Below are 22,844 nucleotides of genomic sequence, written 5' to 3'. Positions count from 1 at the left end.
CCATAAAACGGGTTAACACCGAAAATATAAATTGAACGATGGTAAATTTAAGACGCTCAAGTGTAACATTATTGTAAACAACTGGTATGGATAAGCGAGCAATTCATACTTTCTAGCTCTGGGTTTGTGATCTGACTTTTAATTCAAATAACGATTGTTTGCTATTGCCCCAGTGAGATAAAAAACAGCATAAATACAGGAACTAATAAACTTAAAATAAAACCACTGACAATGGCAATCGGTACGCACCGAACCCCACCGGTACTTTGAATTACAGGCAGGGTGAAATCTAACGAGGTTGCCCCAGCGTAGCCAATGGATGAGCAAGGATAACGACGAATAAATAACGGTATTGCTATTAATGCGACTAACTCGCGCAATAACTCTAAAAAGAAAGAGGCTCCACCGTACACTGGTCCATAAGCATCACCCATTAAAATACCCGCTAATGAATACCAACCAAATCCAGAAGACATTGCAAGTGCATTCGTCAAAGGGATGTCGAGTAAATAGGCGGCAATTAATCCGCCACACCAAGAGGTTAGTACCACCACCAAGGCAATGATCATCCCATGCTTATTTAACAAAATTTGCTTGAGTGTTAAGCCACTATTGCGCAACTGAATACCAATGAAAAATAACAACAATAATAAAATGCTTTCACTGGCACTGCTAATGTATGGAACTTGAAAAGGCATCAGCAGACCTAGCAACAGACCCGCACCGACCACTAATATAAGTTTGGCAGACTCTAATGCCATAAGGTGAATCGGCATTGTTTTACTATTACTGCAGGCTTCAACAGGCATCCATTTATCGATAAAAGGTAAACTCGCTAAATTGCATGTCCCAATAGCCAAGAAAAAGGTCAGTGTATATAAGCCAATAGTCTGTAAATTGGCACTGAGGTTATCGAGCGCGGAAAGGCTTAACCCCATTAAAAATAGAATGACATAAATTAGTTGCGAGACCGTTTTGTTAATACGATCTAGCCATTGCTCATTTTTTAAAGCAATTAAGTAACCAATAATCAGAGGTAAAAAAATCAGAAAAACACCAGAATACATATGTACCTTAAACTATATCATTGAAAGTAAATTAAAAAACAAACTTAATCGGATGGTAAAAGCTATCTATTGATAGAGTAAATAGTGGCATATAATATCTTAATAATTCAATATCTTAAAGGCTAAGACTGCGAAGTTGTAGAGATAATGTATCAATTGTTGTTAAAATGATGGGAAAATAAGCGTGTACTTTTTTTGTGATGATTTTTATCTGTCTAATTTAAGCGTTGAGACATGAGTTAATGATACGGGTATGCAAAGAAATGCGATCGATATCTATTTTATTGTGCTTTTAGATTGTTGTGATGTGAGCTGTGCACTTACTTAATTCTTAGCATGAAGTATCATTTGTAATTGAAGTCGGTCATAAAACGTAAATAAAAATAAAGTCGTTTTAGTTTGATCGTAAATAAGGATATTTTTGCTCAATAGCCATTTTATGGCACTTGTAGATTGATCGGGGGGTTAATCATAAGTTATGGAGGTTTTACAATGGGCACTAGCATGGAGCTGGACTTTTTTAAATATGTAGCTAAATTTGGTTCTTTTCAGAAGCGATCAATGTTTGGCGGTGTTGGGTTATTTAGTGATGATGCGATGTATGCATTAATTTCGGGCAATATCATTTTCATTCGTGGTGGCGGTGATTTAGATGACTTTCTAAAGACCAAAGGGTGTAAACGCTACAAACACATTAAAAAACAAACCGTTGCAACGGTTAATTATTTTGATATTACTGATGTATTTACTAATAGAGATGAATGTTTAGACAATTTAATTAACACATCAATTAATCACTCTAAACAAGAAAGGGCTTTTCAAAAGTCAGCAGAAAGCAAACGACTGCGTGATTTACCTAATATGCAACTCACCTTAGAGCGCATGGTGAAAAAAGCTGGGATCCCGGATGTTGGAACCTTTTTAAATCTTGGCCCTGAAGATGTATTTCAACGAGTGAAAGCAACTTACGGTGGTGATGTTGATATTCGTCTATTGTGGAAATTTGCAGGTGCTGCAGATGGTTGTCATTGGAAACTTCTTCAAGAACCTAGAAAACAACAACTTTTATCCAATGTACACCATTAAGAAAAGATAAACGTTATATGTGATTTCATGTGTCATAAAAAACCTCGCAATGCGAGGTTTTTTTATGGGGCATATATCAATAATTAATCAGTTTAACTAATCGACCCAACGAAGAGGGGGGAATTAGTACTTGAACCGGGTTGTGACCATTAATTGGCTGCCGTAAATGTAATTTAATTTACCTTCTAAGCCGATCGAAAATAATTCAGTAGCATGGAAACGGCCATAAAAGGTACCGTAAACATCGTCGGTATCGGATTGGTTATTAATCTTGAAGTAGCCAACTTGACCACCTAGTTCGAACTGTGGACCAATCCATTGACGTAAACCTAAATTGACTTCAACTCCGGTATCGTTATCGAATTTTTTACGATCATCGACCATTTTAAAAAGCATTTCACCGGTAATATCTGCCCAGTTATTGACTGGAGCATGGAAACCCAAACCCGCCGACATATCATAATCATTATCAAATTCAGAATCGATAGAGAAAACAGCATGAGCATTAGGGTGGATTGATTTGCTGATCCCTGCCCCAAAGGTCATCGGAGCAATACCAACACGTGCATCCACATAGTCGTAGTTAAAATTACTCATGTTGGCAGAGTTGGTTGAGTTACCAGCCGCGAAAGTAGATGTGGATGCCAACAGTAAACTAGTTAAAATTAGTGATTTACGCATGTTCAAGAAAACCCTTTCTTAATACAGTATAAAAAGCGGCAAAAGATAAATGAGAGAATGATGCCTATATACAGTTATATTGCCGTTGTGTGCTTGCCTGTGTTGATATTATCCAATAGGTTCAACTCAGATATGCAATGAAGTGGGTAAATTAACAAAATTCATCGGTTTATTAAATGATTTCGATAAATATTTACGCTGTAATCGCCAAAATTTATACTTTAAAGACGATTTCTCTCTCAATCTTTCAATTTTGTGCTTTTGTGTTGAGTAATTTATGACAACTGAAATTCATTTGCGATAAACTGAATGATAACCATAATGATATTATCAGCAAGGATCAGAATGAATAGTTTGAAAAAATTTGCAGCAATCGGCGGCACGATTGCCGTGGCGGCGTGTTGGCCATTAGCAGTAGGGCAAATTGCTCAAAACATGATTTCCGATGGCATTAGTCACTTGGATCAAAAAGAATTGAAAGTAGAGCTAGTGGATTATAATCGCGGCTACCTCAACTCAACTGCCACCACCAAAGTGACGGTGATTGATCCCGCATTAAAACAGCAGTTAGAATTAAACGGATTCCCGACTAGCATGGTGTTTGATCATAAAATTAAGCATGGATTAATCTCAGTTAGTACCGATACTCAAGCGGAAGACTTTAAAGCGTTACCTCTAAAAGCCCATTCTGTGACTCAATTGAATGGGTCAACTTCGATTGATGTGCAATCTGAACAACTGGTGGTGAATTTTTTACATGATGCGAGTTCAAAATTAACTATTGCACCAATCAAAGCGTCTGCTGATTTTACCTCCGACGGTCATATTAAATTTGATTACCAAATACCTTCTTTTTCTGGCGACTTTGCTAATGGTGAAGCGATTAAAGTGAAAGGTCTGACCGGTTCTGGCGATGGTTATAAAGAGCAAGGTTTCTGGTTTGGTCGTCAGCAAGTCTCGGTGGCGAATGTCGATGCATTAACCTCGGCTGGTGATAAATTATTCAATCTGCATAAATTCCATTATGTATTTAATACCGATGAAGACAGTAAAAAGGTGAGCTTTAACAGTCATCATAACGCCAGTGCCGAAAGCTTAGATTTTGAATCAGACAAATTAACCGATCTTGGTATTGAATTCTCTTTTGATAACATTGATAAAGCATCTTTTACTCAGTTATTATCCGTTTACCAAAAAGACACGCAACCACCATCGCAACAAGATATGAAAGTGGCTATGCAACATGTGGATACGTTATTTGAAAAAGGCTTATCGGTCGCCTTAAATAAAATTCAAGTGACGATCCGTGAAGGTAAATTTAATGGTAATTGGACGCTTAACTTACCGGCAAGCGATCAGAAAGTGACGAAAAACCCAACTGCGGTGTTTAATAGCGTGACCGGTGATACCCATTTCTATATTTCCAATGAAATGGTCGATCAGTTTCCATACATTGAATCTGGCTTAGATAACTTTATCAAAGAAGGCATGATGGCCAAAAAAGAGGATGGTTATTATGTCGATGGTAAAGTGATTAATGGCAACATCGAGTTTAATGGTGGTCACAAAGTGCCAATGTTTATGTTATTGGCGCCGTTTTTGATGCGTTAATCAATGCGGTGATCCTGTTTGTTATGACAAGCAGATAACAGTAAAAAATACAACCAAGAGGTCATTATGGCCTCTTTTTTTATGGTATATCAAAAAGGTATTTTGTACTGACCTCAAAAGGTGGTATTACTATATTTCAGTCATATCTATTGTTAACAATACATTATCGCAGCAGGAGCAAATTCAATCATGGAATCAATCTATAACTTTAGTGCCGGCCCCGCAGCACTACCAAAACCGGTTATGCAGCAGGCTCAAAGTGAGTTTATTAATTGGAATGGTCTTGGCACATCCGTTATGGAAATCAGCCACCGCAGTAAGCCTTTCCTGAAAGTGGCAGCGGAAGCTGAACAAGATCTACGCGATCTGTTATCTATTCCGACCAATTATAAAGTTTTATTTTGCCAAGGTGGAGCACGCGCGCAATTTGCCGCGGTACCAATGAATTTACTGGGTGATAAGAAAACGGCTGATTATATCGATGGTGGTTATTGGGCGCAAAGTGCGGTCACTGAAGCCAATAAATACTGCCAACCGAATGTGATTAACGCCATGGTTGAGATTGATGGTAAAAAAGCCATTACTCCTGCCACAGATTGGCCGTTGTCGGATGATGCTGCTTATGTGCACTTTTGTCCTAATGAAACCATTGATGGTATTGAAATCAATGACCTTCCTGTTACCGATAAGCCGATTGTGGCGGATATGTCGTCAACTATTTTGTCGCGTCAAATTGATGTATCGAAATATGGTGTGATTTATGCTGGCGCACAAAAAAATATTGGCCCGGCTGGTATTTGTATTGTGATTGTGCGTGACGATTTACTCGATCTGGCGAGCGATTTATTACCAAGTATTCTGAATTACAAAGTATTGTCTGAACAAGAATCAATGTTTAATACGCCGCCAACTTACGCTTGGTATTTATCGGGTTTAGTTTTTAAATGGCTAAAAGCGCAGGGCGGAGTGACGGAGATTGAAAAAATTAACCGCACTAAAGGCGAAGTGCTTTATGGTTATATTGATCAATCGAGTTTCTATAAAAATACCATCCACCCAAATAACCGTTCTTTAATGAATGTTCCATTTCAATTAGCCAAACCAGAGCTTGATGGGTTGTTTTTACAACAAGCAGAACAACGTGGTTTACAGGCACTAAAAGGGCACCGAGCAGTTGGTGGTATGCGAGCGTCGCTTTATAACGCTATGCCGCTAGAAGGAGTACAAGCGTTGGTGGACTTTATGCAAGAATTTGAGCAAGCTAATGCGTAACACCAATTCCATTTAGTATTTGATCAATTTGAATACGCTGAAAAGACGCGGATCCGTCTCTGGTCGCTTGATAAAAGGGCATCTATTGCCTTTGAGACTTTTCTCTGTACTCAATTTTGAACGATCATTAAATTTATGGAATAGGTATCACACCGCTTAGAAAATTGACGTTCTTGAGGTTGATTTCAAGCGAATAAAAAACCGCCAGTTGGCGGTTTTTTTGTTGGTCTAATAACCAAAGAGTCAGTATCAACTACAGTCGCTGATGTAACCTATGATACAAACCTTGCTGAGCTAACAACGCTTGATGAGTACCAAGCTCTACAATCTCACCTTGCTCCATTAAAGCAATCGAGTCCATAGCGTCTAGGCCAATCAAGCGGTGGGTGACAAATACCACGGTTTTATTGACCGAGTGTTTGTGTAATAACTGCATGATCTGTTGTTCAGTTTGTTTATCTAAACCTTCGGTTGGCTCATCGAGTAATAAGATTGGCGAATCGTGTAAAATCGCGCGTGCGATCCCAATACGGCGTTTCTCACCACCTGATAACTGTCGGCCTCCGTCACCTAACCAAGCATCAAGACCATTGCCTTCGGTTAAATGCTCTAAACCTACTTCGTGTAAAATGGCGACTAATCCTTGGTCATTAGCGTCTGGTTTTGCTAAAAGAAGGTTATCTTTTAACGTGCCATTTAAAATATCCACCCGTTGACTCACCACTGAAATACTGTGGCGTAAGCCTTTTTCAGTCCACTGTGAGATGGGTTGATTATCAATTAATAACGCCCCTGATGTGACATCAAATTGACGAGTTAACAATTGCAGTAAAGTCGATTTACCAGAGCCAGTTTGACCGACAATCGCCATTTTTTGGCCCGCTTCAAGCGAAATACTCACTTTGTTTAACGCCAATTCCTCGCTGTCTTGATATTTAAAACTCACCTCTTGCAGTTGAATGCTGGCATCTTGACATTGCTCAACACCGGTTGCTGGATAATGTATATCTGGCGTTGCGGTGAGCACTTCATTAAGACGGCGCGCTGATTCTAAGGTTTGTCCAAGATATTGGAATGCGCCGGCAATAGGCATTAACAGCTCAAAACACGCCATAGTTGCAAACGCTAGCATCGCCACCATCGGTCCTGGTGGTTGACCATTCATGCCATCGGCGGCCATCCAAATGATCAAGACCATAGTCCAACCATTAGCCAGCAGAAGTAGCGCACTGGCAAGGCCGGTTAAATTGGCATTGTTAAACTGATTTTTCACCAATTTTTGTTGATGATCGTTGATCGCCTGACGGTATCGAGGCTCTGCGCCAAATAACACCAATTCACTATGACCTTGCACCCAATCTAGAGTAGCAATGCGTAAATTCGCTTTATTTTGGGTTAAATGAGTACCATTATGCTTGCCTAACTTGTAGAACAAAATTGGCCAGATCAACAGCAATGACAGCAAAATGCCACCCAATGTTAAGCCAATGGTCATATCAAACCAACATAGGAAGAAAGTCAGTGAGACAATCCCTAATGTGCCTACTACGATAGGACTGATAAGACGCAGATAGACATGATCCATCGCATCGACATCGGCCACAAGGCGGTTAAGTAAATCGGCATCACGCAGTTTAGAAAAACGCCCAGGGATGAGTGGGGTTAATTTTCTAAAAAAGAAGATACGTAAATCAGCCAATAGCTTAAAAGTAGCATCATGGCTGACTACTCGCTCGCCCCAACGGCCAGCCGTTCTGGCCATTGCAAAACCACGCACACCGCCGCCTGGCAGCATATAGTTAAAAGATTGACGGGCAATGGTTAAACCGGCAACCGATGCTGCTGCAATAAACCAACCGGATAAAGTCAATAAGCCGATAGAGGCCACTAAGGTCGCAAAACCTAATAGCATTCCCAGTGAAAGGCTAAACCAATGCTTTTTATATAATTTGAGATAAGGCAGTAACTCACGCATCTAAATTCCCCTTATTCTCGCTATCCATTTGTTGTTTTGAAGACAGCATTTGTGCAAATAGTCCTGTGTGTTGGATGTCATCATAACGACCCGATTGGACAATGTCTCCAGACTGCATCACCAGAATATTGGCCACTTGTTTCAAATGCTCTAACTGGTGGGTCACCATGAGTGTGGTGGTGCCTTGAGTATTGGCATTAAGCGCTGTCATAACTAAATGTTCGCTATGCGCATCTAAGCTAGCGGTTGGTTCATCGAGTAGCCAGAAGCTGCCTTTTTGTAACATGGCGCGGGCAAGGGCTAAACGTTGTGCTTGTCCAACCGAAAGACCACCAGAGCGATCGCTAATGTGATAATCCAATCCGTGTTTTGAGACAAATTCATCGGCAAAGGCATCTTTTAACACTTTAGTGAGATCGGGTTCGCTAATGTCATGCTGACCCAGAATCACGTTTTCGTAAATACTGCCATTAATCAATAATGGATTTTGACCGACCCAACTTATGTGTTGACGCCAGTGCTTTAAGTTAAGCTCTTTGACTTCAACGCCGTTAATGGTCAGCGATCCTGAATAAGGCAAAAAGCCAAGTATCGCATTAATTAAACTGGTTTTACCTGCGCCACTAGGGCCGACTAAAGCCGTAGTTTGGTTAGCATCAATGCAAAAGGAAACCGGACCAAGCAAATGTGTTTTTTCGGAGCTAAATACTTCGAGATTATCGGCACAGATGATAATGCTATCGGGAGTGGGTAAGTCAGTAGTGCCCGATTTAGCGGCTTCAACATCTGCTTCTAAAAACTCAACTAAGCTTTCTGCCGCGCCTAATGCTTGCGCTTTAGCGTGGTAGTAAGTGCCTAAGTCGCGCAGAGGTTGATAAAATTCAGGTGCTAAAATCAATACAAACAGGCCGGTAAATAAGGTAATGCCAGCGCCGTAATAACCAAAATCAAGTTCACCAATGTAACTAAAACCAAAATACACCGCGGTGATGGCAATTGACAGTGAGGTGAAGAATTCTAGAACCGCAGAGGAGAGGAAAGCAACCCGCAATACATCCATGGTGCTTTTACGCAATACATCGGAGGCACTGCGCAGTAATTCAGTTTCCGCTTCAGCGCGATGGAACAAACGAATGGTGGTCATCGATTGTAAACGATCGTAGAAGTGACCGGATAAACGCTGCAGCGCTTTAAAGTTGCGTTTATTGGCATCGGCGGCTTTCATACCCGCTAAAGCCATAAAGAGTGGCACAAGTGGGGCGGTGATCAAGAAAATAAGCCCTGCCGCCCAGTTGGCAGGAAACACTACCACTAAAATAATAAACGGAATAAACACCGATAACGCCATTTGCGGCAAGTAGCGCGAGAAGAAATCTTGCATATCTTCAACTTGCTCTAACAATAGTGTCGCCCAAGTACCCGCTGGTTTGCCTTTAATATAAGCAGGACCTAAATCACGCAGTTTATCGAGAATTTGCTGGCGAATATAAATCCGCACATATTCCCCACAACGATAACCGGTAATTTCACGTCCCCAAGTACAAGCTGCACGGCCAACAATCATCGCCGCCAAACCAATAAAGGAAGGGATGAGTTGGTGCTTATCAACGTGCTCAATAATGATTTGATGAAGGATCGAGGCGAGTAGACCGGCTTGACCAATTAAAAATAAAGTCGACACGATCCCAAGCGCGATCGTGGCACCTAGCCATACTTTGGCCAGTTTACCTTGTTGCTTGAGCCACTGGTTTAAATGGCGTCTTTGTTGTTTTTCCATGTAAGCTTGTTTCCCATCTGGAGGGTAGGGTCATAAACATTATTTATAGCGGATCAGCTCAGCACAAAGCGCCGGAGCTGATAATAAAGACACCGCTATATTAATGGGTGATGACATTAACTTGAGAGGTTTTAATCATTGAGCGAATCAAGATAGCGCTCGGCATCCAATGCCGCCATACAACCGGTTCCTGCGGATGTTATTGCTTGTCGATAGTTATGATCCATTACATCACCAGCTGCAAATATGCCTTCAATGCTGGTTTGGGTAGCATTACCATTTAAACCTGATTTGACCACAATGTAGCCATCTTTCATTTCTAATTGATTTTGGAAAATATCGGTGTTCGGTTTATGCCCAATCGCAATAAAAGCACCCATCACGTCAATGACTTCTTCGGCGTCCGATGTGGTTGCTTTAATTCGAACCCCAGTCACGCCCATATCATCACCGACCACTTCTTCAAGGGTGCGATCAGTATGCAAAATGATATTGCCGTTATTGACTTTATCCATCAGACGATTGATTAGGATCTTTTCGGCGCGGAAACTATCGCGGCGGTGAACCAGATGCACTTCTGAGGCAATATTAGACAGGTATAATGCTTCTTCGACCGCTGTATTACCGCCACCGATCACCGCGACTTTTTGATTGCGATAAAAGAAACCATCGCAGGTTGCACAAGCCGATACGCCACGACCTTTAAAGGCTTCTTCAGAGTCTAAGCCTAAATATTTGGCTGAAGCACCGGTTGAAATGACCAGTGCGTTACAAGTGTATTCGGTTGAATCGCCTTTTAAGCGAAACGGGCGTTGGCTGAAATCAACTTCATTAATATGATCAAATAACATTTCAGTTTCAAAACGTTCAGCGTGTTGTTTCATTCGCTCCATTAAAGCAGGACCGGTTAACCCCTCAGCATCACCAGGCCAATTTTCAACTTCAGTGGTGGTGGTTAACTGACCACCTTGTTGCATGCCGGTGACCAGTACTGGGTTTAGATTGGCGCGAGCGGCATAAACGGCAGTGGTGTAGCCGGCAGGACCCGACCCAAGAATGAGTAAATTACAATGCTTAACGTTGCTCATTGGAACTCCGAAATGAAATGAGAGGAATGCGAATTCTTATCACGCGATTGTATGGAAAATATCGCGCTAAAGAAAGCGATAGATTGCATTCTTGTTATAGTTCAACAGCCCCGAGCATTAAACCTAATTACCATAAGGTTTTACTGTGGCTGCCTCCTATTAATCACGATTGGGGTTAATCAGAAAATGTCACTTCATAGGAACTGAATTTTCGAATATTGATCACGCCCGTATCTAAAATTAAATATTGGCCTTTAATGCCTTGTAAAACGCCAGATACCACGGGGTTTTTATCAAAGTTATGAGAAACAATTTTTACCGGATGTTGTTCAACAGGGTAGTCAATCGGTGTGATATCAGCGGATAAAATCTCGATCGCGTCTTCGCCATATTGCTGCTTAATGGCCTCAATGGTTGGTAAAACCTGTGGCAATAGCTCAGCAAACTTATCTTGCAATGCCATCGGCGCGCCATCTTCTTTTAGCAAGGTACGCCAATTGGTTTTATCGGCAATATGCTTGGCCAGTTCAATTTCAATTAAACCCGAGATATAACGGGTTTTTACTTTAAAAATCGGCAGGCCTTGAGTCGCCCCTTGATCGATCCAGCGAGTGGGGATTTGAGTGTGACGAGTAATGCCAACCTTCACACTTGAGGTATTGGATAAATAGACGAAATGATCGACCATGCAATTTTCTTCGCCCCATTGTGGTTCACGGCAAGTTCCCACCTCATAATGGCAGGTCTCTGGCTTCATTATGCACATATCGCAGCTGGCTAATTTTTTCATGCACACATAGCAATGGCCTTGTGAGTAACTCTTTTTGGTTTTTTTACCGCAAGATGAGCAAAAAATATTACCCGAGTGAGTCAAGGTGATCACATGCCCAATATAAGGCATTAGGTCAACGCTTTGATCGCCAACCGGCAGGCGATACTGAACTTGATTGTTTTGTTGGGGATCAAGAGAGGAATGCAGTTTGGCCAATGTTCCTGTAATGCTAAAAGTCATGCTTAAACCTAGTAGTAAAATAAACAGTTTACCGGATTTTTTAGCGATAACAATTCGCGATATTAATCACTAACATAAAAGGTGTGAAGTAAACGTGAAAATATGATTTTAAAACTATCAATAGCGATTGTTCCTAGCGTGGTTATTCCAAATATTATTCCTATTTGATATGAATCAAAAAACCTTAGTGTACTAAGGTTTTAGTGATAAATGACTATCAAATTTAGTGCTTTTTTTGTATGGTGAATTAAGTTAGGGAATAAATTGGTGTTGCAGTGTTTGTTGAATCAATAGACGCTCAAACACTCATTGTAATGGATTGCATTTATAACCGCTGCTGCAAGGGTTGCGGAACGAGTTCGTTTGGCGGTTGAACAATACCCATGGCACGTGGTTGGTAAGTTAACCTGCAGTTTTGGTGTAACTGAGTTGGTAGGCTCTGAACGTATTACCGAGATGATTGCTCGCGCCGATGAAGCCTTATACCATGCAAAAAATAACGGACGTAACCGAGTTGAAGTGTTGGAAAAGTTGACGATCCCACAAGATCGTTAATTATTTAAGCGATTGACTTGGTTCAATATGGGATAGATTTTTCTGCTCTGAAGCAGATAGCTTTTCTGCTTCTAATTTATCTTCATGTCCAAAAATAGGATTAATCGGACCTAAAAATTTCGGTTGAGATTTTAAAATATACAGATCAAGAAATGCTTTGGTACGGGCAAATACTTCTCTTAATCGAACATGAAATCCAGAGGTTTCAACTGGCCCTGGTACCGCCAAGCAGCTGGCATCAATATGATGATATTGAGCAATATACAGCGCTCGTTCACAATGAAAGTCTTGGGTGATAATTAAGAAATGATCGGCTTGAAAAATATCTCGTGCACGGATGATTGAGTCGAGAGTTCTAAATCCGGCATAATCTAAATTAATATTCTTGTCTTCAACCCCTGCTTTTAATAAATCCCGCTTCATGGTCCACGGCTCGTTATAAGAGCGGTGGGCATTGTCACCACTGAGTAGAAATGTACGAATTTTACCCTGTTGATACAGTTTGATCGCAGCTTCTATCCGGTGTGAATAATAGGTGTTCAAAGTGTGACCAATGTATTTGCTGGTACCTAAAACCAAGCCGATGTTATACGGAGGAACATCTACAACATTGTGGTAAATAGAGTCTTGGGTTTTCCAGCTAATAATACGATCAATGGCAAAAACAGAAAGGCACAGCAGCAAAACGCCAGTCACAACAATGGACAACGTAATCATGATATATGAACGATTAAGCAAGGTGCGTTTGTGTGGCATTGAAACTGTTTCCATAACTAATCTTTTCCTAGTGGCGACAGTTTAACGCAGTGACGGGGCGCAATGTCATACTTTTTTCAATAAAAAAGTTGAATGAAATTTGTCACATAACAAATCATGTGACATGAAGGATAACAGTCAATGTGAGCCTGAAAAACAAAAATGCCCACTATTTTTAAAATGGTGGGCAAATTAGCTGAATCATATTTTAGTTAAAAGGCTGTTCGTTTGTAATTACGATACTCAGGTTGCCAGAAACCATTATTAATCGCGGTTTCAAGTGCTTCGTCGGTAATTTCAAGCGCAACCCCTTGTTCGATGGCCTTCTTGGCTACCGCAAAAGCAATCTTCTTAGATACCGCATTAATTTCTTCTAATGGGGGTAACAAGGCCCCTTTGCCTTTGATTGCCAGTGGAGAACATTGAGCCAAAGTGCGGCTTGATTCTCTTAGCATTTCATCGGTAACACGCGACGCTGAAACCGCCAATACCCCTAAACCAATACCAGGGAAGATGTAACTGTTGTTACATTGGGCGATAGGGTAATCCTTACCTTCATAGCGTACTGGTTCAAATGGGCTGCCGGTTGCAACCAGTGCTTGGCCCTTGGTCCATTGGAAAATATCGTTCGGTGTTCCTTCTACTCGGCTAGTAGGGTTCGATAATGGGAAAATAATTGGACGCGCACAGTTTGCGTGCATCGCCTCAACCACTTCTTGACTAAATAATCCAGGCACACCTGAAACACCAATCATCACGGTTGGTTTGGCATTTTTGATCACATCAAGCAAAGAGAAACCTTGCTCACCACCTTTCCATTTCGCAATGTTTTTCTTACTCTGACGCAGTTTTTTCTGGAAATCGAGTAGGTTCTTCATGCCTTCTTGCAATAAGCCCCAACGATCAACCATATACACTTGTGAGCGAGCTTGCTGATCGGTTAATCCTTCAGCAACCATTTGCGCAATAATCGCTTCTGCGATCCCACAACCAGCAGAGCCTGCGCCAACAAAGGTAATTCGTTGCTCACATAATTTACTGCCCGCTGCATGACATGCGGCGATCAATGAACCCACCGAGACTGCTGCAGTACCTTGAATATCATCATTAAAACAACAAATTTTATCTTTATAACGCTCAAGTAAAGGCATGGCATTTTTTTGCGCGAAATCTTCAAACTGGATAAGTGCGTCAGGCCAACGACGTTGAATTGATTGAATAAAATCATCAACAAACTTGGTGTATTCATCACCGGTAATTCGAGGGTGACGCCAGCCCATGTACATAGGATCAGCTAGGCGTTGGGGGTTATTGGTGCCCACATCTAATACAATTGGTAGGGTGTAAGCTGGGCTAATACCACCACAAGCGGTATACAGTGATAACTTACCAATTGGGATCCCCATGCCGCCAATACCCTGATCGCCAAGACCAAGAATACGTTCACCGTCAGTCACTACGATTACTTTGACATTTTGGCTGGTGGCATTGTTGACCAGATCATCGATACGATCACGATTAGGGTAAGAAATAAATAATCCACGCCCACGACGATAAATATTCGAGAAGTTCTCACATGCCGCGCCCACCGTTGGGGTGTAGATGATCGGCATCATTTCGGTAATGTGATTTTGAACGAGTCGGTAGAAAAGGGTTTCATTGGTATCTTGAATATTACGCAGATAGATATGTTTATCCATATCATTATCAAAAGCTTTGTATTGCTGATAAGCGCGTTCAACTTGTTCTTGAATGGTCTCAGTTGCTTCAGGCAATAGACCTTCTAAGTTAAATGCTTTTCTTTCTTCAAAGGTAAAGCCGCTACCTTTATTTAAAAGAGGGGTGGCCATTAATACTGGGCCGGCGTAAGTGATATATAAAGGACGTTTATCATTCTTATTCATGTGCGGACTCTTTTGTTTTTCGCGATCGATGGATCTTAAATGGTGTCGTATTGCACTATTTTTTGGCGTTTAACAGTTGTAAGAACATTCTTGACCAATAGTTCAGTGTACTGGGCTTGAAGTAACAATTTGTTACGACCTTTTCTTTATTGCTCTATGATAAAAGGGTTCTGAGTATTGTAAACAATTTTAGCCCTATGTTTGACTATAACGCACAAATTATACAGATTAATCATCTAAGCTGCTGCAAAGGTACTTTAAAGGTAGTGCGAAGGTTAAAATTCTACAACATTAAGTTCACAAAAATACGTGCTCCACCGCTCAATAATTAACATCAATGTACAAATCATTGTATACAATGCTCTGGTGTGGCGTTTGGGTGAGTATTTGCCCTAAGAGCAGGAAGATCAGTGAAGAGTCTCTGGGTATAAATGGTGAGCATAAGAAGACATCGACTGACTTGAGATTGTTGCTTTCAAGTCAGCCGATTTTTATTTTTGGAGCGTTAATTTTTAGATCTTACTTTATTTTGTGATATGAAAACTTAGTCAATTAAATCGTATTCTTTTCGTAGTACATCGATGATTTCTTGTTTTGGATCATCACTCAGTACAATCGTTTTACCGGTGACTTTTTCGGCAATGGCAAGATAGGTCTGTGAGATTTTCATGATCTCTTCTACGGGCAGCGCATTGTCTTCTGCTAAGGAAAAACGCTCTGGCATACGTTTTTTATTTAACAAAATATCGGGATCGGGGAAATGGTTAAGCAAAAATTGACGGAAACCTTCTTTGGAGTTTTCGACAATTTGACCATTGTTATAGGCTTGTTTATCCCAAATACGTGATGAATCTGGCGTGCCAACCTCGTCCATATAAATCAGTTTTTCATTGCCTTTTGCATCTTGAACATAACCAAATTCAAACTTGGTATCGACAAAAATCTGATCAACATTATCCAGTGCTTGGCTAATCACTTTAAAACCTTCTTTTAATAGCTTTTCATATAAAGCGATATCGGATGGTTGAGAGAAGTTAAATGCGGCAAAATTATTTTCAATGTCATGGCGAGTGACATTAACATCATCGGCTTCAGGCACATTAGGAATACCCTTTAAAATACCTTTGGTTGATGGTGTCATAAGAAGTTCTGGTAACACTTTATCTTTTTCTAGCCCTTCAGGCAGTGCAATGCCGCAAAATTCACGTTCGCCTTGTTGATAAGCTCGCCACATTGAACCAGTAATATATTGACGACAAATCGCTTCAATCATGACTGGTTTGGCTTTTTGTACGATCCAGACAAACGGATGAGGGATATCAAGAATATGGCTATCGGCTAATCCATTGTCTTTAAAAAGTTGAAACCAATGATTAGAGATAGCGTTCAGTGCCGCGCCTTTTCCTGGTACGCCATTTAAACCACCTTCGCCACGCCAAATACAATCAAAGGCTGAAATACGATCACTGATCACCATAATGGCAAGTGGGGCATCGGCTGCTACGTTATAGCCTTTTTCTTTAATTAAGCGGCGGCTATCTTCTTCGGTGAGCCAATAAACAGAGCGGACTTTTCCACTGTGGACTGGTTTGTCAGTACGGATTGGAAGATCATCATTGACAGCAAGAACTTGATTAGCAGGGCTCATTTCCACATTCCTATTAAAAGCTAGGGCGAATAATTTAAAGTTAAATACATAACCTAAATCAGATTAATCACGAGAAGTATTATTCTCATACCACAAAGCCGAATAATAACAGAATAGAGGCGTATCCATCCAGCACAAAAGCAAACGATTGCTTAAGATTTAATTGCTGCAAGTTTTATGGTCATAAATGAAACTATGAATTTACTTATTTTGATATTTAGCCTAAGCATTAATGCATATTGCGAGTTAAGGTTTGTTGGATTGCTTGGCTAATAAAGAAGACTTCGCAACCAGTTTGCTGCGCTTGTAATTCGATTTGCTGGCGCTCTTGGTGACTAAATTCATCACCGGTCACAATCGCGCTGGCATTATTGATGGACAGAACTTTCATGATCACGTCTTTTTCACTCATCACTTGAGATGACTTCATCTTGATCACTTTTTTGGCCTCAATATGAAACATGTGTAATTCGCTGACGGTAGGCAGAGCCACTTGGTCAGTAAATATAATCCATTTTTGTTGTTTGGCTAAGATGGCTAAGCGAGCAAACAAAGGGCTACTGGCTGAATACGTTTCTTCATTTGCTGCCAAAATGTGTGAGGTTGATGCTTGATTGAAATTCGTTTGAGTCAACATAGTACTGTCCATATATCCATACTGTATGCATGCACAGTACTTGTGTTTTTATGATTGATCAAGTCAAAAATTGAACTATTTATGACCATCTGTGATGACAATCACTTTTTTAGTGGTGCTTTTTAAAAACTAAGGTAAACTTTCCATATAGCTAACTTGTTAATATTTCAGTAATTAATGAAATGTAGTCTTTAGCTTAGATTTGATTGCAGTCTCGATTGTGATTTCCGATAAATGTTTAGGATAGGACTAGAGCTTGCTCGCTAGAATCACTTAGCAGTCTAAAAGAGGCAAAGCTCTTGAGCGGTTATTTTTTAAAACAAAGGAATTATAAAATGAATAAATATTTAGCAGAATGTTTTGGTACGTTTTGGCTAGTACTTGGCGGTTGTGGTAGTGCTGTATTAGCTGCGGGCTATCCTGAACTGGGTATAGGTTTTGTTGGGGTGGCACTGGCCTTTGGTTTGACGGTATTGACCATGGCATTTGCGATTGGTCATATTTCAGGTTGTCACTTAAACCCAGCGGTTTCTATCGGTCTTTGGGCGGGTGGTCGTTTTCCGGCAAACCAACTTTTACCTTACATTATTGCGCAAGTTGCTGGTGGTATTATCGGTGCAGGTATCCTTTATCTGATCGCATCAGGTAAAGCCGGATTTGATCTTGCGGGTGGTTTTGCATCAAATGGTTACGGCGCTCATTCTCCAGACGGTTATTCTATGATGGCAGTATTGGTGTGTGAAGTTGTAATGACAATGATGTTCTTAATCGTGATCATGGGCGCAACCGATAAACGCGCACCTGCAGGCTTTGCCCCAATCGCGATTGGTTTATGTCTAACCCTTATTCACCTTATCTCTATTCCAGTCAGTAATACTTCTGTTAACCCTGCTCGTAGTACTGCGGTGGCGGTTTTTGTGGGTGATTGGGCAACGTCACAATTGTGGTTGTTCTGGGTTGCGCCAATCATTGGCGGCATTCTAGGTGCGCTGATCTACCGCGTTATTGCTTGTGAAAAAAACGAAGCGGCAGCAGCATAATAAATTCGAGAGTCATGAAATTTTGGTCATGACGGTTTGAATGGAGATGAAAATCAACACTGAACGGTTTTCATTGTTGTGTTGTTAAAAATAAAAAAGGCGCTGATGACTTTCCATGAGAAAGAATCAGCGCCTTTTTAATGTGTGTAACATAGCTGAGTTTGTGCGGTCTAATTCAGACGGGTTTGTTTGGCGCGTAAAGCCAGTTCAGCCAAATTAAATTGTCGTACGTCGATTTTGGCTAAGTCATGACAACCTGTACAAGAATGGTTGCTGATCCCGTCGACATAATCTAAGCGAACCAAATTGTCAGTAAACTGTTTACACCAATCGCATGTTCCGTGTTTATTTTCCATTTTCTTCCTTGTTGTTATCACTCTTCGCTAGTGATAATGCGTTATTTGTATTTCAAAAAAGCGCCATTAAGCGGTAGCGTTTAAGAGACTGCTGGCGACTAGATCCCAAGATTAAATTATCGTTCTCAATCTTGGATGGTTGAATTATTCGATTAACTTTTTATTTTGTTCGTTGCCTGTGCCATCAATAGGGCGGTTGACTGAAATTTTCCGACCTTTCTTTAATCCAACTTCATAATCGGCAGTGAAGTTATTCATCGCCTCTCTTAACTGTTGCTTAAAGGTTTCGCGATCGATGTTGGCAAATTCTTTATCAATGTAGTTATTGATCTTATTGGCCGAATCATCATCGGGTGCGATTAATGGTAGCTTTTCTAATGCGCCTTCAATCCAACCGGAAACAAATGAATTCACCCGACGAGTCACTTCTGCGCTGCTAGTACCAGAACCCGAAAAACTATTGCGAAATTGCCCTGTATGCTCATTCATTTCTCTATAAACGATATCAAAAGCAAACGCTGCAAAAATAGCGCGATCGGCTTCTCCAATAAACTCGACACGTTTTAATCCTTTATGGTTGAGCAATACTGCCTCTACGCCAAAACGAGTGTTGATACCGCGAATAATACGCAGCAAGTTAGAGCTAATATTGGCGGGTAATAAATGACTAGACTGAGTTTTTCCGAGCTTAATGAAATCAATATCGTCTTTATCTAAGCCATATTTTAGCATTAGATTATGGGCCATTTTGATTGCTTGCGCGGCCTCATTCACATTGGCTGAGTTACCAAGTTCAAGACATTTAGCTATTTTTTTAAGCGCTTTTTGTTTAGACATTCAGTTTGGGCTATTTATCGAGTAAGGAAAATGAGCCGAGCATTCTACCGTTTTTCGTGTCCTTTATAAAGCTGAACTGCATTTTGATATCACAATCTTGCTCTGAAAAATCAAAATTATCTATTCCTAACACTAACTTAAATGTTGTAAAGTGAAGGAATTCATAAAAACATCCGAATCCCACATGGAATGGGTAACGCAGTGTTGCTAATCAATACTGTGATGACGTTAGGATAGGGAGCAGAAACACAATGGTCGTTAAACACGATAATGCCACCAACACTGAAGCGACAAGCAAGGACACTTCATCAAATGCCGGCAATAATAAACGCGCGTTGCCAGCCCTGACACAGAGTTATTCTGTCGATCCTAAAGTTGCGACATATCTTGAAGAACTCAAACAATCGGGCTTTGACGGTGATATTGAGCAAACCTATGCCAGCCGTTTGGCTATGGCGACTGATAACAGTGTGTATCAACAATTACCGCAAGCGGTGGTGCATCCTAAACATACTCAAGATGTTCAATTAATTGGGCGAGTGGGCGCGCAAGACCAATATCAGAGTGTGACCTTTTCTGCCCGTGGTGGCGGTACGGGGACTAATGGCCAATCCTTGACCAAAGGCATCGTGGTCGATATGTCTCGCCACATGAATAAAGTTCTCGAAATTAATGAAGCGCAAGCTTGGGTTCGAGTGCAATCTGGGGTGGTGAAAGATCAATTAAATGATGCGGTGCGTCAATATGGCTATTTCTTTTCACCCGATCTGTCTACCAGTAATCGAGCGACAATTGGCGGTATGGTGAATACCGATGCTTCCGGTCAAGGTTCGCTAAAATACGGCAAAACCTCGGATCATGTGTTATCACTGCAAGCGGTCTTTGCCGATGGGTCTGTGTTTGATACCCAAGGTGACACTCAACCTGAATTTGACACTCTTGCCAGTAAAGCGCTGCTTGCAACCGAGCAAATCTGCCGTGAAAATCGCGCGGCGATAGAAGCAAAATTCCCACCACTGAATCGCTTTTTAACGGGCTATGATCTCAAGAATGCGTTGCAATTTAAACCCGTAACCAGTGGATCTGAGCCAGAAGATACACGCACCGAACAAGGCGAGTTTGATTTAGCTCGGGTGTTGTGCGGCGCAGAAGGCTCATTAGCTTTTATTACCGAAGCCAAACTGAACCTAACTAAAATTCCTAAAGCGCGCACTTTAATCAATGTGAAATACAACTCATTTGACGCTGCGTTACGCAACGCGCCATTTATGGTACAAGCGCAAGCGCTCTCGGTCGAAACCATTGACTCCAAAGTATTGAATTTAGCCAAGCAAGATATTGTGTGGCATACCGTCAGTGACTTACTGACCGATGTCGAAGGCAAAGACATGCAGGGTATCAATATTATTGAGTTTGCCGACCCGAGTGAAGCTAAAGTGCATGGGTTGGTCGAAGATTTGGTGGCGACACTAAAAATCAAACTTGCAACCGAACAAGGCGGCATTATCGGTTTTCAAGTGTGCAGCGATTTGGATAGCATCAACAAAATTTATAATATGCGTAAAAAAGCGGTGGGTTTACTTGGCGGCGCAAAAGGTCGAGCCAAACCGATCGCGTTTGCCGAAGATACTTGTGTCCCTCCAGAAAACCTTGCCGATTATATTGCCGAATTTAGAACTTTACTCGATGGTCATTCGTTAAACTATGGCATGTTTGGTCATGTGGATGCGGGTGTGTTGCATGTGCGTCCGGCGCTGGATTTATGCGACCCGGAACAAGAAAAACTGATGCACCAAATTTCGGACGATGTGGTCAAGTTAGTGGCCAAATATGGCGGTTTAATGTGGGGTGAGCACGGTAAAGGTTACCGCTCTGAATATGGCCCTGAATTTTTTGGTGATGAGTTGTTTATGCAACTTCGCCGCGTGAAAACGGCCTTTGACCCACTCAATAAAATGAATCCAGGTAAGATTTGTACTCCGGTCGATAGCGACGATCAGTTGGTGAAAGTCTCGGATACCAAACGAGCATTTTATGATCGTCAGATCCCGGTTAATGTTCGTGATAGCTTTAATCAAGCGATGGATTGTAATGGTAACGGTTTATGTTTTAACTACGACGTAAACTCTCCTATGTGTCCATCGATGAAGATCACCGCCGATCGCCGTCATTCACCCAAGGGCCGTGCTGGTTTAGTGCGTGAATGGTTGCGTCAGTTAACCGAGCAGGGGATTGATGTTTTAGATCTCGAGCAGCAAACCTTAACCCAATCAACGTCAATTAAAACCATGATTGACCGTATTCGTCACAGTATAAATAAGAAAAAACAGTACGATTTTTCTCATGAAGTGTACGATGCGCTCAATGGCTGTTTAGCTTGTAAAGCTTGCGCCAGCCAATGTCCGATCAATGTCGATGTTCCTTCGTTTCGTTCGCGTTTTTTTAATCTCTATTATTCGCGTTATCAACGTCCGGCCAAAGATTATTTAGTCGCCAATATCGAAAGCTTGTTACCGCTAATGGCCAGCGCGCCTAAAGTGGTCAATGGCATGTTAGGGATGAAATGGGTGCAGAGTTTAACCAAGGCAAGCATTGGTTATATTGATACCCCGTTATTATCCGTGCCAACCCTCAAACAACAGTTATCTCAAAAGCAATGGGATAGCCGTTTTAGTTTGTCGTATTTACAAGCGTTATCAGAACAAGAAAAACAAGACTATGTGCTGGTGGTACAAGATCCGTTCACCAGTTATTACGATGCACAAGTGGTGTCAGATTTTGTTGCTCTGGCGGTTAAATTGGGCAAAAAGCCAATCATTTTACCGTTCAAACCCAATGGTAAAGCGCAGCATATTAAAGGTTTCTTAAAGCAATTTACCCAATCGGCCACCACCACCGCTGAGTTTTTAAATGATATCGCGAAATTGGACATTCCTTTAGTGGGGATCGATCCTGCGATGGTGTTGTGTTATCGCGATGAATATAAAGAAGTGCTGGGTGAACAAGCCTGTCAATTTAGGGTGCTGTCGGTGCATGAGTGGCTACAACCTAACCTAGAGTGCTTTAACTATGTAAAACCACCTGTTATGCAGGATGTCGCGCAGCAGCACAGCAGTGATATACAAGCACAGCAAAATCAAGAGAGCTTAACTTGGTATCTATTCTCGCACTGTACGGAAAAGACCAAACTACCTAATGCTGAAAAAGAGTGGGGGCAGATCTTCCAACACTTTGGCGCTCAGTTACAAAGTATTGCGGTAGGATGTTGCGGCATGGCGGGAACGTTTGGCCATGAAGCGGATAAGTTTGATATGTCACAAGGGATCTATCAACTCAGCTGGCAACCGAACTTAAATCGATTGCCTAAGGAACGATGCTTATCGACTGGTTATTCTTGTCGTAGCCAAGTGAAGCGTTTTGAAGGTGAGAAATTACGCCACCCACTGCAAGCCTTGTTGTCGATACTGTAACGAGAGTAAATCAAATTAAAAGCCTAGACTGAGATAATTCAGTCTAGGCTTTTTTGATCATCAAATGATTTA

18 protein-coding genes are annotated in these 22,844 nt (G+C 41.3%); 6 read left to right on the top strand and 12 right to left on the bottom strand.

The annotated features are described in order from the left end of the window. Positions 1-161: 161 nt before the first annotated feature. Complete coding sequence (locus HC723_RS04495; RefSeq protein WP_153447231.1) at positions 162-1,067, bottom strand: lysine exporter LysO family protein; 906 nt, start codon at positions 1,065-1,067, stop codon at positions 162-164. Positions 1,068-1,559: 492 nt separating this feature from the next. On the opposite strand from HC723_RS04495, the gene HC723_RS04490 reads away from it, so the two are divergent. Next, positions 1,560-2,153 (top strand): TfoX/Sxy family DNA transformation protein, encoded by a 594-nt coding sequence (locus HC723_RS04490; RefSeq protein ID WP_190338348.1) that lies wholly within the window; start codon positions 1,560-1,562, stop codon positions 2,151-2,153. A gap of 123 nt (positions 2,154-2,276) precedes the next feature. Here the strand turns inward: HC723_RS04490 and HC723_RS04485 are convergent, their stop codons facing one another. Beyond that, a complete protein-coding gene (locus HC723_RS04485) occupies positions 2,277-2,834 on the bottom strand; it encodes a hypothetical protein (RefSeq protein ID WP_190338336.1) in 558 nt (185 codons plus the stop codon). A gap of 345 nt (positions 2,835-3,179) precedes the next feature. Here HC723_RS04485 and HC723_RS04480 point away from each other — a divergent pair, with 345 nt between their 5' ends. Further along, complete coding sequence (locus HC723_RS04480) at positions 3,180-4,445, top strand: DUF945 family protein (RefSeq protein ID WP_190338335.1); 1,266 nt, start codon at positions 3,180-3,182, stop codon at positions 4,443-4,445. A 189-nt stretch (positions 4,446-4,634) separates the two neighbouring features. Continuing rightward, entirely contained in the window at positions 4,635-5,717 is a 1,083-nt protein-coding gene (serC, locus tag HC723_RS04475; protein WP_190338334.1) for a 3-phosphoserine/phosphohydroxythreonine transaminase, read from the top strand. Positions 5,718-5,970: 253 nt separating this feature from the next. Here serC and cydC read toward each other — a convergent pair whose 3' ends face one another. From cydC to HC723_RS04455, 4 genes are all read right to left on the bottom strand, one after another. Beyond that, positions 5,971-7,692, bottom strand: a complete 1,722-nt coding sequence (cydC, locus tag HC723_RS04470) for a heme ABC transporter ATP-binding protein/permease CydC (protein ID WP_153447227.1) — start codon at positions 7,690-7,692, stop codon at positions 5,971-5,973. Further along, positions 7,685-9,469 carry a heme ABC transporter permease/ATP-binding protein CydD gene (gene cydD, locus HC723_RS04465; RefSeq protein ID WP_190338333.1) on the bottom strand — a complete coding sequence of 595 codons (1,785 nt, stop codon included), beginning with the start codon at positions 9,467-9,469 and terminating at the stop codon, positions 7,685-7,687. The genes cydC and cydD overlap by 8 nt, the downstream gene beginning before the upstream one ends. Before the next feature lie 131 nt (positions 9,470-9,600). Next, the gene (gene trxB / locus HC723_RS04460) at positions 9,601-10,557 is read right to left on the bottom strand and encodes a thioredoxin-disulfide reductase (RefSeq protein ID WP_153447225.1); all 957 of its coding nucleotides are present in this window, start codon (positions 10,555-10,557) and stop codon (positions 9,601-9,603) included. A gap of 175 nt (positions 10,558-10,732) precedes the next feature. After that, positions 10,733-11,569 (bottom strand): DUF2797 domain-containing protein, encoded by an 837-nt coding sequence (locus HC723_RS04455; RefSeq protein WP_153447224.1) that lies wholly within the window; start codon positions 11,567-11,569, stop codon positions 10,733-10,735. 318 nt (positions 11,570-11,887) lie between these two features. On the opposite strand from HC723_RS04455, the gene HC723_RS04450 reads away from it, so the two are divergent. Beyond that, positions 11,888-12,124 carry a diguanylate cyclase domain-containing protein gene (locus tag HC723_RS04450; RefSeq protein ID WP_190338347.1) on the top strand — a complete coding sequence of 79 codons (237 nt, stop codon included), beginning with the start codon at positions 11,888-11,890 and terminating at the stop codon, positions 12,122-12,124. Here the strand turns inward: HC723_RS04450 and HC723_RS04445 are convergent, their stop codons facing one another. From HC723_RS04445 to HC723_RS04430, 4 genes are all read right to left on the bottom strand, one after another. Further along, positions 12,125-12,895: a SanA/YdcF family protein gene (locus HC723_RS04445; RefSeq protein ID WP_446751386.1), complete on the bottom strand. Its 771-nt coding sequence runs from the start codon at positions 12,893-12,895 to the stop codon at positions 12,125-12,127. It lies immediately after the preceding gene. Positions 12,896-13,092: 197 nt separating this feature from the next. Then, on the bottom strand, positions 13,093-14,784 hold the full coding sequence (locus tag HC723_RS04440) for an NAD-dependent malic enzyme (RefSeq protein ID WP_153447222.1): 1,692 nt from the start codon (positions 14,782-14,784) through the stop codon (positions 13,093-13,095). Positions 14,785-15,328: 544 nt separating this feature from the next. Further along, a complete protein-coding gene (locus tag HC723_RS04435) occupies positions 15,329-16,432 on the bottom strand; it encodes a phosphoribosylaminoimidazolesuccinocarboxamide synthase (RefSeq protein ID WP_153447221.1) in 1,104 nt (367 codons plus the stop codon). A gap of 229 nt (positions 16,433-16,661) precedes the next feature. Further along, the gene (locus HC723_RS04430) at positions 16,662-17,069 is read right to left on the bottom strand and encodes a hypothetical protein (RefSeq protein WP_153447220.1); all 408 of its coding nucleotides are present in this window, start codon (positions 17,067-17,069) and stop codon (positions 16,662-16,664) included. Between the two features lie 335 nt (positions 17,070-17,404). Between HC723_RS04430 and aqpZ the strand changes: the two genes are divergently transcribed. Continuing rightward, complete coding sequence (gene aqpZ, locus HC723_RS04425; protein ID WP_153447219.1) at positions 17,405-18,109, top strand: aquaporin Z; 705 nt, start codon at positions 17,405-17,407, stop codon at positions 18,107-18,109. A gap of 170 nt (positions 18,110-18,279) precedes the next feature. Here the strand turns inward: aqpZ and HC723_RS04420 are convergent, their stop codons facing one another. Both HC723_RS04420 and HC723_RS04415 read right to left on the bottom strand, forming a co-directional pair. Beyond that, positions 18,280-18,465, bottom strand: coding sequence for a hypothetical protein (locus HC723_RS04420; RefSeq protein WP_153447218.1), 186 nt, complete (start codon positions 18,463-18,465; stop codon positions 18,280-18,282). Positions 18,466-18,609: 144 nt separating this feature from the next. After that, positions 18,610-19,302, bottom strand: coding sequence for a DUF2786 domain-containing protein (locus HC723_RS04415; protein WP_153447217.1), 693 nt, complete (start codon positions 19,300-19,302; stop codon positions 18,610-18,612). A 251-nt stretch (positions 19,303-19,553) separates the two neighbouring features. Between HC723_RS04415 and ydiJ the strand changes: the two genes are divergently transcribed. Then, positions 19,554-22,772: a D-2-hydroxyglutarate dehydrogenase YdiJ gene (ydiJ, locus tag HC723_RS04410; RefSeq protein ID WP_190338332.1), complete on the top strand. Its 3,219-nt coding sequence runs from the start codon at positions 19,554-19,556 to the stop codon at positions 22,770-22,772. The last annotated feature ends 72 nt before the right edge of the window (positions 22,773-22,844 follow it).

Source organism: Vibrio sp. S11_S32 (assembly GCF_014694465.1).
Classification (GTDB): Bacteria; Pseudomonadota; Gammaproteobacteria; order Enterobacterales; family Vibrionaceae; genus Vibrio; species Vibrio algicola.
The sequence above is the reverse complement of the archived record's forward strand: the minus strand, read 5'-3'. Positions and strand labels throughout refer to the sequence as shown.

Bases quoted from the DNA above. Each gene is read 5' to 3' on its own strand.
- HC723_RS04495 (WP_153447231.1), bottom strand. From the start codon at position 1,067: ATGTATTCTGGTGTTTTTCTGATTTTTTTACCTCTGATTATTGGTTAC.
- cydD (WP_190338333.1), bottom strand. From the start codon at position 9,469: ATGGAAAAACAACAAAGACGCCATTTAAACCAGTGGCTCAAGCAACAA.
- HC723_RS04415 (WP_153447217.1), bottom strand. From the start codon at position 19,302: ATGTCTAAACAAAAAGCGCTTAAAAAAATAGCTAAATGTCTTGAACTT.
- HC723_RS04445 (WP_446751386.1), bottom strand. From the start codon at position 12,895: ATGGAAACAGTTTCAATGCCACACAAACGCACCTTGCTTAATCGTTCA.
- aqpZ (WP_153447219.1), top strand. From the start codon at position 17,405: ATGAATAAATATTTAGCAGAATGTTTTGGTACGTTTTGGCTAGTACTT.
- HC723_RS04420 (WP_153447218.1), bottom strand. From the start codon at position 18,465: ATGGAAAATAAACACGGAACATGCGATTGGTGTAAACAGTTTACTGAC.
- HC723_RS04485 (WP_190338336.1), bottom strand. From the start codon at position 2,834: ATGCGTAAATCACTAATTTTAACTAGTTTACTGTTGGCATCCACATCT.
- HC723_RS04455 (WP_153447224.1), bottom strand. From the start codon at position 11,569: ATGACTTTTAGCATTACAGGAACATTGGCCAAACTGCATTCCTCTCTT.
- trxB (WP_153447225.1), bottom strand. From the start codon at position 10,557: ATGAGCAACGTTAAGCATTGTAATTTACTCATTCTTGGGTCGGGTCCT.
- HC723_RS04435 (WP_153447221.1), bottom strand. From the start codon at position 16,432: ATGAGCCCTGCTAATCAAGTTCTTGCTGTCAATGATGATCTTCCAATC.
- HC723_RS04440 (WP_153447222.1), bottom strand. From the start codon at position 14,784: ATGAATAAGAATGATAAACGTCCTTTATATATCACTTACGCCGGCCCA.
- cydC (WP_153447227.1), bottom strand. From the start codon at position 7,692: ATGCGTGAGTTACTGCCTTATCTCAAATTATATAAAAAGCATTGGTTT.
- serC (WP_190338334.1), top strand. From the start codon at position 4,635: ATGGAATCAATCTATAACTTTAGTGCCGGCCCCGCAGCACTACCAAAA.
- ydiJ (WP_190338332.1), top strand. From the start codon at position 19,554: ATGGTCGTTAAACACGATAATGCCACCAACACTGAAGCGACAAGCAAG.
- HC723_RS04430 (WP_153447220.1), bottom strand. From the start codon at position 17,069: ATGTTGACTCAAACGAATTTCAATCAAGCATCAACCTCACACATTTTG.
- HC723_RS04490 (WP_190338348.1), top strand. From the start codon at position 1,560: ATGGGCACTAGCATGGAGCTGGACTTTTTTAAATATGTAGCTAAATTT.
- HC723_RS04480 (WP_190338335.1), top strand. From the start codon at position 3,180: ATGAATAGTTTGAAAAAATTTGCAGCAATCGGCGGCACGATTGCCGTG.